General features: G+C 57.6%; 12 protein-coding genes. 6 read left to right on the forward strand and 6 right to left on the reverse strand.

Annotated features, from left to right (window positions below):
* Positions 1–1,622 (forward strand): hypothetical protein (locus ENN40_04255; protein ID HDP94557.1); only part of this gene is annotated, 1,622 nt, incomplete at its 5' end.
* Positions 1,623–1,770: 148 nt separating this feature from the next.
* On the opposite strand, the gene ENN40_04260 is transcribed toward ENN40_04255, so the two are convergent.
* Positions 1,771–2,508 (reverse strand): hypothetical protein, encoded by a 738-nt coding sequence (locus ENN40_04260; GenBank protein HDP94558.1) that lies wholly within the window; start codon positions 2,506–2,508, stop codon positions 1,771–1,773.
* Positions 2,509–2,656: 148 nt separating this feature from the next.
* Here ENN40_04260 and ENN40_04265 point away from each other — a divergent pair, with 148 nt between their 5' ends.
* The 3 genes from ENN40_04265 to ENN40_04275 are packed head-to-tail and all read left to right on the forward strand — an operon-like array spanning position 2,657 to position 5,066.
* On the forward strand, positions 2,657–3,427 hold the full coding sequence (locus ENN40_04265) for a dihydroorotate dehydrogenase electron transfer subunit (GenBank protein ID HDP94559.1): 771 nt from the start codon (positions 2,657–2,659) through the stop codon (positions 3,425–3,427).
* A complete protein-coding gene (locus ENN40_04270) occupies positions 3,415–4,323 on the forward strand; it encodes a dihydroorotate dehydrogenase (GenBank protein HDP94560.1) in 909 nt (302 codons plus the stop codon). Before ENN40_04265 ends, ENN40_04270 begins: the two co-directional genes overlap by 13 nt.
* The gene (locus ENN40_04275; GenBank protein ID HDP94561.1) at positions 4,317–5,066 is read left to right on the forward strand and encodes an orotidine-5'-phosphate decarboxylase; all 750 of its coding nucleotides are present in this window, start codon (positions 4,317–4,319) and stop codon (positions 5,064–5,066) included. The genes ENN40_04270 and ENN40_04275 overlap by 7 nt, the downstream gene beginning before the upstream one ends.
* Positions 5,067–5,118: 52 nt before the next feature.
* Here ENN40_04275 and aspS read toward each other — a convergent pair whose 3' ends face one another.
* The 5 genes from aspS to ispH are packed head-to-tail and all read right to left on the reverse strand — an operon-like array spanning position 5,119 to position 12,383.
* Complete coding sequence (gene aspS, locus ENN40_04280; GenBank protein HDP94562.1) at positions 5,119–6,879, reverse strand: aspartate--tRNA ligase; 1,761 nt, start codon at positions 6,877–6,879, stop codon at positions 5,119–5,121.
* Entirely contained in the window at positions 6,858–8,108 is a 1,251-nt protein-coding gene (locus ENN40_04285) for a histidine--tRNA ligase (GenBank protein ID HDP94563.1), read from the reverse strand. The genes aspS and ENN40_04285 overlap by 22 nt, the downstream gene beginning before the upstream one ends.
* Positions 8,105–9,775, reverse strand: a complete 1,671-nt coding sequence (locus ENN40_04290) for a DUF229 domain-containing protein (protein ID HDP94564.1) — start codon at positions 9,773–9,775, stop codon at positions 8,105–8,107. The genes ENN40_04285 and ENN40_04290 overlap by 4 nt, the downstream gene beginning before the upstream one ends.
* A 3-nt stretch (positions 9,776–9,778) precedes the next feature.
* A complete protein-coding gene (locus ENN40_04295; protein HDP94565.1) occupies positions 9,779–11,494 on the reverse strand; it encodes a 30S ribosomal protein S1 in 1,716 nt (571 codons plus the stop codon).
* Positions 11,487–12,383 carry a 4-hydroxy-3-methylbut-2-enyl diphosphate reductase gene (gene ispH, locus ENN40_04300; GenBank protein ID HDP94566.1) on the reverse strand — a complete coding sequence of 299 codons (897 nt, stop codon included), beginning with the start codon at positions 12,381–12,383 and terminating at the stop codon, positions 11,487–11,489. The genes ENN40_04295 and ispH overlap by 8 nt, the downstream gene beginning before the upstream one ends.
* Positions 12,384–12,968: 585 nt before the next feature.
* On the opposite strand from ispH, the gene ENN40_04305 reads away from it, so the two are divergent.
* The gene (locus tag ENN40_04305) at positions 12,969–13,502 is read left to right on the forward strand and encodes a hypothetical protein (GenBank protein HDP94567.1); all 534 of its coding nucleotides are present in this window, start codon (positions 12,969–12,971) and stop codon (positions 13,500–13,502) included.
* Between the two features lie 56 nt (positions 13,503–13,558).
* Entirely contained in the window at positions 13,559–14,122 is a 564-nt protein-coding gene (gene rsmD / locus ENN40_04310) for a 16S rRNA (guanine(966)-N(2))-methyltransferase RsmD (protein HDP94568.1), read from the forward strand.
* The last annotated feature ends 107 nt before the right edge of the window (positions 14,123–14,229 follow it).

Below are 14,229 nucleotides of genomic sequence, written 5' to 3' on the forward strand. Positions count from 1 at the left end.
AACTTCCCATAACCCAGAACTCGTTCAGTTGGACCGTGGGCCATCTGATTGACGCTCCGGACGTGGGCGCCGGCACCAACTACAAGATCAAGGTCCGTATTATCAGTGATTTTCCCAATGATTCGAGCGACGCGCCTTTCAGCATCACTTCCTCGGCACCCCCCACGGAATCGATCACAGTCTCCAACCCCAACGGCGGCGAGAGCTGGGCGGTTGGCAGCACCCAAACCATCACCTGGACCACATCGGGAATTACTTCGGGTCAATTCCGCATCATCCTGTTAGACGGCACCACCAGCCTGGGAACTATCGCCTCTTATCTTCCCATAACCCAGAACTCGTTCAGTTGGACCGTGGGCCATCTGACAGACGCTCCGGACGTGGGCACCGGCACCAACTACAAGATCAAAGTCCGCATTATCAGTGGATTTCCCAATGATTCGAGCGACGCGCCTTTCAGCATCACTTCCTCGACACCCCCCACGCGATCGATCACGGTCACCAGCCCCAATGGTGGTGAGAATTGGAATAAGGGCAGCAACAGGAACATCACTTGGACCACTTCCGGCATCAGTGCCGGAACCTACCAGATCACCCTGTGGCAAGGGGGAACCAGCGTGGGCGTGGTAGCGACCGGTCTGCCCCATCCGCAGCACTCATTTCCCTGGACCGTGGGCAGCCTGGCAAGTGGTCCGGATGCGCCGGAGGGAACCGGCTACACCATCAAGGTACACCTCCAGGGTCAGGATCCGAACGATTTCAGTGACCGGCCGTTTGAGATCAAGCCGGCTTTTGTCACCGGCACGATTGTCCCCCTGGTTGGCGCGGATTATGAAGTGGAATCACTGGACTTTCGGGATTTTCGGGGGCGGAACGTGTTCCAGGTCAACGGCATTTGGGAGTTCCCTTACGACGGCAGCCGGACGCCCGGAACCGCGGTGGTCCGGGTGCGGCGTCATTCGGGCATTCAAGTAGGCAATTGCCGGCCACAAATTGTGGTGGCCTTTCGGGTACTGAGCCGTAGAGGTTCCCCTCATCGAAGCACCTACAATCTCGAATTCAACCAGGATAACATCGCCGAAGTACGCGCGCCTTTTACCGTGCCGGCCGGCTTGCGGGCCGACTCGGATATCAACATCCAGGCTTCCTTGGCGCCCATGCCGGACGGCTGCGACCGCGTCCGCGCGAACAATTCAAAGGCCACGAATCTCAACCTTCACGGCATCGGCGGCCATGACCTTGTGGTGGGCATTGACAACTTCGAGGTCAAGAAAATCTATATGAGTTCGAGCTATCGTTGGCGTTTCATTTTCCGCATCGGCGTCCAGGACCAGGGAATGGGAGAACTGCGCAATGTCCGTGTGCGCTGGCGCTTGCTGGAGGATGGCACGAACCCGGTATACACAAAAACCTTGACCATTGACCGCCTGGAACCGGGGACCCGGCAATACCTGAATGTGAATCATCGTTTCGGCGGAACAGACAAGAGCCGTTCAATTCGTCCCCGCCTGAGGGCCGGACACCGCTATGTGGTGGAAGCCGTGGTGGATCCGGATAACAACATCGCGGAAACCCGGGAAAACAACAACAGCAGCACTCGCAGCGTTACCCTGCCCGATTGATCCATATTGATGCGTACGGGGGAGACGGGGTTTGTTCCCGTCTCCCCCATTTTTTTGATTTCGGAAGGTATAAGGGATCACTCGCAAGGCTGTTGGTCTGTTCTACATTCACAGTGATTTTGACGCAAAAAAGAGATCAATAAAGGTATCAGGAGCGTGTCCGCAGCCGGTCATTTCCGGATGCTTCATTCAACGGATCAGTCAAGCCGGGAAATGATGCGGGATCCGCACCCTGGGGGAAGCGGAAACGGGAAGGGTCCACTGTGGCATCGGGGACAAAGCGAACGGCTTCCCGGGACGTGGAAAAATCCCCCAGCTTGATTCGAGACCGCAACACCAGGCCGCGGTGGATCCAGAAAGTGCCGCCTTTGAGGTGGAATACATGGCAGGTGAATCCCAGCACCATTTCCGGTTTGCCCAATATGACATCCAGGTTTCGCAGCCGTTTCGCGGCGCCTTCGGGACCGAGTTGCGCTTTCAGCTTTTCATAGTCCTGAAAGGGCTGCGGGGGGGGCAACGGGCTACGGGAGCCGATCTGATTTTCCACCTGCCAGGTGAATACCCCCTTCGCGTTGATAATCGTAATTTGATGGCGTGCCGCGGCTTCCCCTTCTCCGGCAATGGCGCTAACCGTTTCGTATCTGGCTTCCTGCCGCCCCCAATCCCTGAAATACACGCTTTCATCTGCCTGGTGATGGGGCCGGCGCACGCGGAATTCGAGGATTCCGGATTCATAGCCGTAAGGACCCGTGTTTATTACCGATGTTTGCGCTGATTCCGGGTGGGGCCGGGTCGGAGGATTGCTTTTGTCGGCGCACCCGGCGGCCAGACAACCATAGATGGCAATAGGGATTAGGAAAAACCGGTAGTGGTGTTTTGTCTTCACTCCCCCATTCAACACTGATTCATCCTTTGTGTCAATCGTTAGTGAGTGGCACGGTAATGCAAGATGATTTCTCCATTGTCTTGTATCCCCCGATACGTGGCGCAAAACTTGCCTTTACAGCCATGGCCGAGTCTGGCATAATACGGCCATGATGGATATGGGCGCCCGGCTTGTAGAGTGTGTCCACCTGGACGACCAACACGTGGTCATGGCCCTGGAAGCCCCGGAAATCGCCGAGTCCGCCCTTCCGGGACAATTCGTAATGATCGGTGTCAGCGAAGGCACGGACCCCCTGTTGCGCCGCCCTTTCGGAATCATGGATGCGTCACCCCCCCTGGTTCATGTTTACTTTCAAGTGGTGGGAGCCGGTACACGCATCCTGGCCGACCGACGTCCGGGAGACCGGATACCGGTATTGGGCCCGCTGGGAAAGGGATTCCCGGATGCTTGCGGACGCAGCATCCTGGCCGTCGCCGGCGGCCGCGGCATCGCTCCCCTGGTTTTCGCCCTGAAGCATTACCGCCGGAACAACCACGTTTCACTACTTTACGGGAGTCGATGCGCCGCCCTGCTCCACCTGCGTGACCGCATCGACAAACTGGGCCTGGATGCTACGAATTTCTGTACGGAGTGCGGAGATTTCGGCAATCGGGGTCTGGTTACCGATACACTGACGGATATGCTTGCCACTTCAGGTGCGGACATGACCATTTCCTGTGGTCCGCACGCCATGCTGGCGGAACTGGCTACCCGCCTGGAAAAAGGCGCCACGGAGGACTATATGTCCGCGGAAGCCTTGATGGGATGTGGTTTCGGCGCCTGCCACAGTTGCGTGATTCCGGCCGCTGCGGGCGGCTACCTCAGGGTGTGCAAGGACGGGCCGGTTTTCTCCCGCCGGGAGGTTTTGTGGCGGACCTGACCGCTGACCTGGGTTTTATCCGCCTCAAAAACCCGGTCGTGCCGGCTTCGGGTACTTTCGGTTATGGTGAAGAGTTTTTCGATCATTTTGACCTGGATCAATTGGGAGCGTTCGTGGTCAAGGGCGTGTATCGTGACCCCAGGCCCGGGAACCCTCCGCCCCGGATCCACGAGACCCCTTCCGGACTGCTCAACTCCATCGGTCTGGCTGGACCGGGATGTGCCGGCCTGGCTGAAGTACTGCGCCGGGTTTCCGCCCGAACAACGACCCCCATTATTGTCAATATCTGCGGGGCTTCGGACGACGAATACCTAGAAGTGGCCGAGTTCTTTGACCCCATGCCCGAGGTATCGGTGCTGGAGTTGAACATATCCTGTCCCAACGTGCATGGCGGGGGCCGTTGTCCGGCCCAGGATCCCCGTCACACGGAGCGCCTGGTCACAAGGGTTCGCCGAGCCGCCTCCAAACCGCTGATGGTCAAACTCTCACCCAATGCGGCCGATATCGCCGCTGTGGCCCGGGCCGCGCAAGCCGGGGGCGCGGACGCGCTTTCCCTGGTTAACACGTTCCTGGGACTGGCCGTGGACCTGGAACGGCGCGCCCCGGTTTTTGCCAACACCGTGGCCGGGCTGTCCGGTCCGGCCATCAAGCCCCTGGCCCTGAGGCTGGTATGGGAAACCTGCGGGGCTGTGTCCATCCCCGTGATGGGAATCGGAGGAATCCACAGCGGCCGTGACGCTCTGGAATTCATCATGGCGGGGGCGCACGCGGTCCAGACCGGCACGGTGAACCTGATTGAACCCGGGGCTTCATTGCGGATTATCCGCGAGATAAACGTGGAAATGGAGCGCCTGGGGATTCGGGACCTGACAGAAATTCGAGGAGTGTTATCTTGAAAAGCGACTGCATCATCACCGCCTTGGACGTGGATACTCACGAACAAGCCCGCAGGCTGCTGGCCGTCCTGGAAACCGCGCGGATTTTCAAGGTGGGCCTGCAGGCGTGGCTGCGCATGGGGCCGGTTTTGACCGACCTGTTGCGTCAAAACCGCAAAGAGTTGTTTCTCGACCTGAAATTCAAGGATATTCCCAATACCGTGGCCGCGGCCGTGCAGGCGGTGTTGCCCCTGACGCCGCGTTTCCTGACCATCCACCTGAGCGGCGGCGGCAATATGATCCGGGCCGCGGCGCAAGCGGCCGCGGGTTCAACCACGGTGATCCTCGGGGTTACGGTGCTGACTTCCCTGTCGAACGAGGATCTGGCGCAAACGGGCGCCGGGATAACGGTTCAAGACACTGTATTGCGTCTGTGTGAACTCGGCCTGGAAAACAACGTGTCCGCGGTAGTCTGCTCTCCCCGCGAGATCGCGCCGCTACGCCGGCGCTTCGGACGTGACCTGACCCTGGTGACTCCGGGAATCCGGCCCGCCGACGCGGATTCAGGGGATCAGAAGCGGATCATGACCCCGGAGGAGGCCGTGGCCGCCGGCGCGGACTACCTGGTCATCGGCAGACCCATTACCCGGGCCCAGGATCCCGGCCTGGCTTTTCGCCGCATCCAGGTCGCGATTACGCCCAGGCGCCCGCATGCGTTCAAACCGAAACAGACATCGGAACCGAACGATAAATCCGGTCAATGAAAGTTGACCCGCCATAAACCGCGTCGCTGCCGCTCCGTTGCCCGGTGTGTTCTTATGCCCTGGATTTATCCAGGCGCAGACCCAAATCGTGGAGCAGTTTGTCAGGAACCGTTGACGGCGATCCGGTCAACAGACAGAGCGATGAGGTGGTTTTGGGAAACGCGATCAGGTCGCGGATCGACGCGGCGCCGGTCATAAGCATGAGGATGCGATCCAATCCCAGGGCGATGCCCAGGTGGGGAGGGGCGCCGTATTGCAGGGCGTTTACAAAGAATCCGAATTTTTCCTCAATTTCCTTGTCGCTCAAACCGAGCAAGTGAAGTACTTCGCGTTGCAGCCCGGCATCGTGGATGCGGCGGCTGCCGCCCCCGATCTCAACGCCGTTGAGGACCAGGTCATAAGCGACGGACAACACCGAGAGGGGCTCGCTTTTCAAGCGGGGGATATCCGATTCACGCGGGGCGGTAAAGGGGTGGTGGTGGGAATCGAGGCGGTTCTCCTCCTCGTTGTGGAAAAACAGGGGGAAATCGGTTACCCACAGGAAGGATTGTTGTTCCGGGTCCGCCATGCCGGCGCCCAGGTGGTTGCGCAGGTTGCCCAGCAGGGAAAGGACTTCATCCCGTTTGCCTCCCAAAAGGAAAACGATGTGGTTTTCGGGGATCTGTTGCTGATCAAAGAAGGTCTCGATCCGGTTGGACTCCACCTTGATCGATGCCTTGAATCCCTCGGGACCGGGCTTGAGCCAGATTACCCCCTGGCCGCCGCGTTCCCGCACGAATGCCTGTACGCCGTCAAGGAACTTGCGCGAGAAAGTCTCTGCTTGCGGCAGGATCAATCCCCTGACGGTTCCCCCTTCGGCGATGATGTTATCCAGTATGCCTGATCCGAGTGTGCCGGCCGGCGAAGTGAAATCGCGGATTTCCAGGGGAATGCGCAGGTCGGGTTTATCGCTGCCGTAGCGGTCCATGGCTTCGGCCCAGGTGAGGCGGGGAAAAGGTAGTGACAGGGGTTTGTCGATCAGGGAAAAAACCCGCTCCATCATGGTTTCAACCAGGCTGAAGAGGCCCTCCGGCTCCATGAAACTCATCTCCACGTCTACCTGGGTGAACTCGGGTTGGCGGTCCGCCCGCAAATCCTCGTCGCGGAAACAGCGTGCCATTTGGAAATAGCGTTCAAATCCCGCCACCATGAGCAATTGTTTGAATAACTGGGGGGATTGGGGTAGGGCGAACATTCTGCCCTTGTAAATGCGTGACGGGACCAGGTAGTCCCGCGCGCCTTCGGGTGTGGCCTTGGTCAATATGGGTGTTTCGATTTCGAGAAAACCCTGCTCGTCAAGGTAGTTGCGAATGGCCAGGGTGACGCGGCTGCGCAAACGGAACCGTTCCTGGTGGATTTTTCGGCGCAGGTCCAGGTAGCGGTATTGAAACCGGAGCTCGTTGGAGGCCTCGGTCTTTTCATCCGGAAAGAAGGGCGGTACCCGGGATTCAGCCAGCACACCCACTTTTCGCGCGAGCAGTTCCACTTCACCGGTGGGAATGCGGGGATTGGGGTTCTGGCGCAGCCTCACCAGGCCGGTTACGGCCAGCACCCATTCACGACCCAGGCGCCGCACAAGGTCCCGGTCCACGAAAGATTCATCGAACACCACCTGGACAATGCCGCTGCGGTCGCGCAGGTCAACGAAAGTAACGCCTCCCATCTCGCGCTTGGTGCGTACCCAGCCGTAAAGGGTTAACTCACGTTCCTTTAAAGAGCCCGTAAGATCCCCGCAGAACCACTCCCGCCCTGTTATTTTCGTTGATTCATCCATTTCAACAGCTCCTGTTGGGGAATGCGGACCTGTTCCTGCCGGGTCATGTCCTTGACGGTCACTTTTCCCTCGGCGGCCTCTTCTTCTCCCAGAACCAGGGTGAAATTCGCGGCCATGCGATCGGAACGGCGGAATTGCTTTTTCAGGTTGGCGTTGGAGTAATCCACATAGGCGTGGTATCCGGCTTGCCACAGCACGCGTGCGAGTTTCATGACCTGGGGACGGAATTCGGCCGACTGGCAGGCCAGAAAGCACAACGACGGTTCATTCTCAGGGGAAATTTCCAGGTGCAGCAGCAGCCGTTCCATGCCCGCGGCAAAACCGACACCCGGGATATCCGGCCCGCCCAGGTCACGGATCAGGCGGTTGTAGCGGCCGCCGCCCAGGATGGCGTTCTGGGCGCCCAGGCGGTCTGACGTGATCTCGAAAGCGGTGCGGGTGTAGTAATCAAGTCCGCGCACCATGCGTTCATTCACCTTGTAGGGTACGGAGTAGGTGTCCAACCCGGCCTGGAGTCCAACGAAATGGCCGGCACAACCCGGGCAGAGGTGAGCGGCAATGGTGGGAAGCGTGGCCGCGGCGGACCGGCAGCCCGGCTGCTTGCAATCAAAAATGCGCAGGGGATTGCTGTCGACTTTGCGCCGGCAGTCGGCACAGAGTTCGTCCCGCCGCGCCTGAGCCGCTTGTTGCAGGACTCTCAGGTAAGCCGGTCGGCATTCGTCGCAACCCACGGAGTTGATCTCCAGGGAAATCTCGCGCAGGCCCAACTCTTCCAGGAAAGCGTACGCGGCATACACCACTTCCGCGTCCAGCTCCGCACTTTCTTCGCGAAACACCTCGATGCCGAACTGGTGGAACTGGCGATAGCGCCCTTTCTGGGGCTTGTCGTAACGGAACATGGGGCCGATGTAGAAAAAACGCAAGGGGAATAAAGCGTCAAACAGGTTGTTTTCAATGGCGGCCCGCACCACGGAAGCCGTGTTCTCCGGCCTCAGGGTCAGGCTGCGGCCCGCCTTGTCCTGGAAAGTGTACATCTCTTTCTGCACCACTTCCGTGGTGTCGCCGATGCCCCGCTGGAACAATTCGCTGCGTTCAAACATGGGGGTGCGAATCTCCCGGTAAAGGAAACGTGAGTAAAACTCGCGGATCCGCGCTTCCAGCATCTGCCAGTGGCTGATTTCCGGATATACGATGTCCCGGGTACCCCGGGGGGCGTTGATGCGGTTCATAAGTACCCCAGTGATTTCAGGATCTCTTCGTGGCGCTTGCTTATCTGTCCGGGACGCCTTTTTGACGCGATCAGGGCCCGGGATATCTTGAGAACGGCGTTGTAAAGATCCGATTTGATTTTCCGGTTCTCACAACTTTCGAAACGGTTGATGATTCCCAGGGGGTCGTTTTCCATGTGGATCAACTCGATTTTCTCATCCGGACGGCCCGGATAGTGAATGATCTGCCAGGGGGGGGCCACGATAGAGAATGCATCGAAATAAGCCTCCGGGGAGTAGGTTTCCAGCACAACGCGCCGGATTGGAATTTTCTTTAGTAGAGACAGCCCCTCCATGAAATCCGGCTTTTTGCACGCGGCAATTTCCAGCAGGGTCGGCGCCACGTCCAACGTGGACACCAGGTCGCTTGAGGGTGGAGCCGCAGAAACGCCTTTGCCGGCCAGCAGCAACGGCACCCGGGTGTAGACGGGGTTAAGGTAGTGGATATGACCGTAATGGTTGCGGTACTCTCCCAGCCCTTCACCGTGGTCTCCAATTACCAGGAACAGGGAGTCGTCCATCATGCCGCGTTCCCGGATCGCATTCAACAACAAGCCGATCTGGGAGTCCATGTATTTGACCTGTTCCCGGTAAAGGCCGGCACGGGAGTCGGGGTGTTCCAGCATGCGGTAGATAAAAGAGATACGTACGCGTCGGGGTTCGGTGTCCCGGTTCAAGATTTCGAGCGGGGAGCGGAAGCGGGAGGAGAGGTAGTTGACTTGGCGTTTGTTCCGGGTGCGGCGCCAGTGGCGGGGTATTTTGAGTTCAATGACCTCTTCGGTTCCGGCTTCCGGGGCCATAGAAAAATCCTGGTAGGAAATGAAGCGGACCCGGGTATCATCCGGACCCTTGAACTCTTCGGGGACTTCCGTGTCCAGAACCAGGAGGCTGCGTCCGGGAGGCACCATGAAGTCCACCATCACCCGGGGTTGATCGGTGCTCAGGTGGGAGTGAATTTGGCGGCCTTCCAGCAGCAGGCGAAACCTTTCCGAAAAGCGGGGAGGATAATACGGCTCGTGAGGATCGGAATAATGGAACCAGAAAAAGGTTTTTTCGCCCTGGAAACGGTCCAGGGCGGCGAAAGCGTCACGGTTGACTTCCGCGGCGGTGCGGTACCACAGGTTGGGCCGGAAGTTCTCTGCGTACGTGTCAAAACCTTTGGCCGTGCCGAAATCCTTTTTCAACACGCCCAGGGAGATCGCGGCGGCGCTCTGGTAGCCCCTGGATTTCAGCAGTTGCGGCAGGCTGGGATGGGGGATCTCTGTTGGCTGCCCGTTGTTGTAGACTTTAAGCAGGTGGGGGGGCAATGAGTAGAGTATGTTCAGATGAGAGGGCAGGGTGATGGGGGTCAGGGCGAAGGCGTTGGACCAGGTACGTCCGCGTGAAGCCAATGCGGCCAGGTGGGGAGTATCGCTATTGCCGGGAGTGTAGTTTACGGAATCTTCCCGCGTGGTATCCAGGGTCAGTAAAAAGATGTATTTCGGTTGCGCCGGGCTTTTTCCACAGGCGGTTACCAGCAAGGCCGCCAGGATCAGAACGGGGAACCACTTTGTTATGGAACAGACCCTACGAGCAGCGGATACCCGTGCCGGGCGCTTCCAGGCCACTGGGCATTGCCGGATTTTCATGGGTCAGTCGCTTTTTTTGTCGATTTCGTTTTGCAGCAGGTCGCCGATCGTGGTGATGGAATCGGAGCTGGGGCTCATGTACTTTTCAATTTCCTCGCGTTCCTTCTGCTTGGCTACGGCGCGGAAACTGAGGTAAACGCGCTTTTTGTCGGGGTGGGTGGTCACTACGGTGGCCTGGCGCTGCTCGCCCGCTTTTACCATTTCCTGAAGTTCTTCCGGGGTAATGCGGTTTTCATCGACTTCGCCGATGCGCACGAACCCCTCGATATTGCGGCTGATTTCCACGGCCACACCACGTTCCAACACCCGTTTCACTTTTACGTCGACTAGGGACCCGGGGGGATTCTTGGCAAAGAACTCGCTCCACTCGTCATCGGTCAACTGCTTGAGACCGAGTTTGACTTTGCAGTTCTGGTCCAATTCCCGGTCCAGGATTACGGCGGAGATCTCTTCGCCCTCCCTGAGAAACTCCCGGGGCGTATCGATGCGAAAATAACTGATGTCGGAAATCTTGACCACGCCTTCCACCGTGGGCTCCAGTTCCACGAACACGCGCGAGTTGAGAATCTTTTTGACCACACCCTTTACGATTTCACCGGGATGATGCTGGTCGATGTACTTTTCTTCGGGACGCATTTCCAATTGCTTCAGTCCCAGCTTGATCTTTTTTTCTTCCGGATGGAGTTCGATCACCTGCACCCACATCTGATCCCCAACGGCGACGTATTCCTCAACGGTCTTGGGCTTGCCTTCCCAGGTCAGATCGGAAATGTGCAACAGGCCTTCCACGCCGTCTTCCAGTTCGATAAACGCGCCGAAGTCCACGATCTTGGTCACGCGCGCCACCAGCCTTGTGCCTACCGGGTATTTCTCTTCGATGTTCTCCCAGGGGTCGTCGTGCAGTTGCTTCATGCCCAGGGATATTTTCTGTTTTTCCCGGTCGAGGTTCAAAACCAGGGCTTCCACCTCGTCGCCGCGTTTCAGTTTGTCTTTGGGGTGGTTGACGCGGCCGTAAGAGATGTTGTCCCGGTGCACCAGGCCGTCGATGCCGCCGATATTGACAAAAGCGCCGTAATCGGTCACCGTGCTGACTTCACCTTTCACCACCTGACCCGGTTTCAGGTTTTCAAATAAATCCTTGACCTTTTCCCGGCGTTCTTCTTCCTGGATCACCTTGCGGGATACCACTCCCGAGTGGTCCTTGGGGTTGAGGCGGGTGACGCGAAACATGAAGTCTTTGCCCAGCAGGCGGGACGGATCTTTGATGCGGCGGATGTCCGCCTGGCTCATGGGCAGAAACATTTCCGCGCCCATGTCCACCATGAATCCCTTGTTTTCCGGCACTTCGCGTACAACCTTGCCCTGGATCGGCGTGCGCTGCTCGTAGGCGTTTTGAACCCTTTCCCATCCCTGGCGCTTGGCGATCTCTTTGTGGCTGACCACGATATAGCCTTCTTTGCGGTTCGCGCGCAGTGGCATGACCGTGATGGTATCACCGGCTTTCCTGGACACGTTTCCTTCCCAGTCTTCTATTTCCTTGCGGTCCAGGATCCCTTCCGTTTTGTGGCCGATGTCAATGATCACCCGGTCCGCTTCAACCGCGACGATGATGCCTTCAACCGGTTCGTTGTCTTCAATGGTTTTGAGGTCATATTCCTTGATGAGATCTCCGAATTCATCTCCATTCGGAATCTGGTCGATATCCTTGGGTTTATCCATTTTGCATTCTCCTTTGATCTATATCTAATCGAGTTTCCATTTCGGGGCTGAATTCGCATAGATAGTGCCGTACGCGTTCGATCTCTTCCGGAGGGGTTGACGCCCCGGCCGCGATTCCAACAATGCGGCAATCCCGCATCAGGCGCCGCAGTTCCGGCTTGTCCAGGTCCTCGCTGCCGTTAATGTGAATGGTGCGGTGATTGTGGCGCCGGGCGATGTGAACCAGTTTCTTGGTGTTGGAGGAATTGTGACCGCCGACCACCACCACGCAATCCACTTGCGGGGCCAGGCGGCGCACGGCTTCCTGGCGCTCGCGGGTGGCTTCACACACGGTGTTGTGAACTTCCAGGTGATCCGCCCGTTCCGCCAGGACGGCTTCAATCTCGCGAAAGAAATCCAGGTCCAGGGTGGTCTGGGCCACCACGCCCATCACCGGCATGGCCGCAACGGCCTGCGCCTCTTCCAAAGAGTTGACGATAACAGGGTTGGTGGCGTAACTGCTGGCCGCGATAATCTCCGGGTGATTGCGGTCGCCCACGATCACCACGGGGATACCGTCCTTTTCAAAGCGCTCTATAATGCAGTGGGTTTTCTTGACCAGGGGGCAGGTTGCATCCAGCAGTTGGAACCCTTCTTTGCGCAGTTTTTCCTCTTCGTCCGCGGGAATGCCGTGGGTGCGGATCACCAGGGTTTTTCCCAGGTCCGCCTCGGACCGGTCGTGGATGCAGGCCACCCCTTTTCGGGTCAAATCGGAAAGAACGGACTGATTGTGGATTAATTCGCCGAGAACCTGAATGTCCCGTCCTTCATTGCGAAGTCCATGGATCAGTTCAAGGGCTCTCTTGACGCCGAAGCAGAAACCGGCCTGATCTGCGATGCGAACAATCATTAGACGTATACGTATCCATTAGAAAAATTGAATTGTGAAGTACATCCTATACCAAATCACCGCCCGTGTCAAACGCCGCTGCTTTGCGGCGGAAGGATATTTGCGGGCAATTCAAAGATTCCTCACCGGTTTTCCTGTCTTCTGCCACCATCACTCGAAATTCAAAGCACGAAATTCTAAATTCGAAACAAATCCAAAATCCAAATGTTCAAAATTCAAAACAAAAGCAATATGGAAGCAACCACTGAAAACACTGAACACACGGAAGGGTGTCCTGAGGCAAGGGGCGGTTCGCAAACCGCCCATTCAGAATAAGGAATAAAGAAGAAGGAATAGAAGATCGCTCGGTGATCCTTAACCGTTTATACGCATCGGTCCCAATAGGTACGCCTTTTTCTACCTTCTGCTTTCTACGTTCTATAGGGTGACCGGGCGGTCGCCCCTACTTCTTACCCCTTCAACTCTCCAACTCTGAATTTTTGACATGCCGGCGTCGGCGATTTAGAATGACTACCGCGGGGACGGGTTTGGCGGCTTTGGCCGCAAACCCCGGTGTGCGAAACTTTTTTACTTCGGGAGGGCAAAGTGAGATACGTAAAAGCAGCTTTGGTTTTACTGGGATTGGCGGCCTTATTCTTAATTCAGGCCTGTGGCGGGGACGGTTACGGCTACGTGTTCAAGATTGCCGAAAGCGATGGCACCACGGCCGTGAGCGGAAGCTTTTCGGGCAATGATCACAACGGCGATGGGGCGATCACGAAGGAGGAGCTGGAGTCATTCCGGGAAGAAGCTGCGCTGCATTTCGTTTTCAGCCAGGCGGCGGATTGGAAGAAATCCTTCACCCCCGAATCCCTGCCGAAGATCATTCACGGCCTTAATGACTTGCAGGCGTTCCGTTTCGAGCTGGAAGCGTTCGCGAAGGGAGAACCCAGCCTGGAATTCAAAACCAACACGAAAGAAACCGTTGAAGCCTCGGGTTATCACTTCTGGCGCAAGGTGGATTTGTCCGACAAGACCAGCGGTCCCACCCTGGTCAACGGCGTGGGCGACGGCACCCAGGGGTTGGAGCTGTCCATGCGCACCCTGGAGGACGCTTCGGTCAAAGTCACCCGCAAGTAAGCCACGCCTGTCGTTATTGGTTGACGGGAAAGGGGATTCCGGGGTATTCTTTTTTCATGCTGCGCATATTCAGCGGGTTGTACAAGGGACGCAAGTTGCGGTCCGTGCGTCATCCCGATGTCCGCCCCACCACGGCGCGGGTCAAACTGGCGTTCTTTGACGTCATGCAGTCGGAAGTGCGCGAAGCGGTGTTTCTGGACGGTTTTGCCGGCACCGGCAACATCGGCATCGAGGCCCTGAGCCGCGGGGCCCGCTACGTGGTGTTCGTGGAAGAGTTAACTGATTGCGTCAAGGCCCTGAAGTACAACCTGGAAAAGATCGGCGTGCCGCCCGACCAATACCGCATTATCAACGGCGACTACAACCGCAGCGTGATTCGCCTGGCCAAGGACGGTTTCAAATTTGACCTTGCCTTTCTGGATCCGCCGTATGGGTTGCTGGAATTCGCCGATCCCGTCAAGGTGGTGGCCAAGCGCGACGTACTGGCGCCGGGTGGACAGGTGATCCTGGAACGCCCGGTACTGCGGGATTTTTCTTCGCGCTGGATGAAACTGGTGCGCAGCCAGAAGGTCGGCAATCGCCGCCTGGATTACTACGCAGCTTTGGGGGACGGTTCTTGAGTGCGCCAAGCAAGCTGGCGCGATTCAGGGGGTTAAAATCCCCCACGGGCAAAGCCTAGCCAGCCGCCCGTTATCCAAGTTGCATTTAAGGAGGCGACGAATTAAAT

It is taken from the genome of Candidatus Aminicenantes bacterium, assembly GCA_011049425.1.
GTDB lineage: Bacteria > Acidobacteriota > Aminicenantia > UBA2199 > UBA2199 > UBA876.

Bases quoted from the DNA above. Each gene is read 5' to 3' on its own strand.
- ENN40_04265 (HDP94559.1), top strand. From the start codon at position 2,657: ATGATGGATATGGGCGCCCGGCTTGTAGAGTGTGTCCACCTGGACGAC.
- aspS (HDP94562.1), bottom strand. From the start codon at position 6,879: ATGGATGAATCAACGAAAATAACAGGGCGGGAGTGGTTCTGCGGGGAT.
- ENN40_04285 (HDP94563.1), bottom strand. From the start codon at position 8,108: ATGAACCGCATCAACGCCCCCCGGGGTACCCGGGACATCGTATATCCG.
- ENN40_04290 (HDP94564.1), bottom strand. From the start codon at position 9,775: ATGAAAATCCGGCAATGCCCAGTGGCCTGGAAGCGCCCGGCACGGGTA.
- ENN40_04295 (HDP94565.1), bottom strand. From the start codon at position 11,494: ATGGATAAACCCAAGGATATCGACCAGATTCCGAATGGAGATGAATTC.
- ispH (HDP94566.1), bottom strand. From the start codon at position 12,383: ATGATTGTTCGCATCGCAGATCAGGCCGGTTTCTGCTTCGGCGTCAAG.
- rsmD (HDP94568.1), top strand. From the start codon at position 13,559: ATGCTGCGCATATTCAGCGGGTTGTACAAGGGACGCAAGTTGCGGTCC.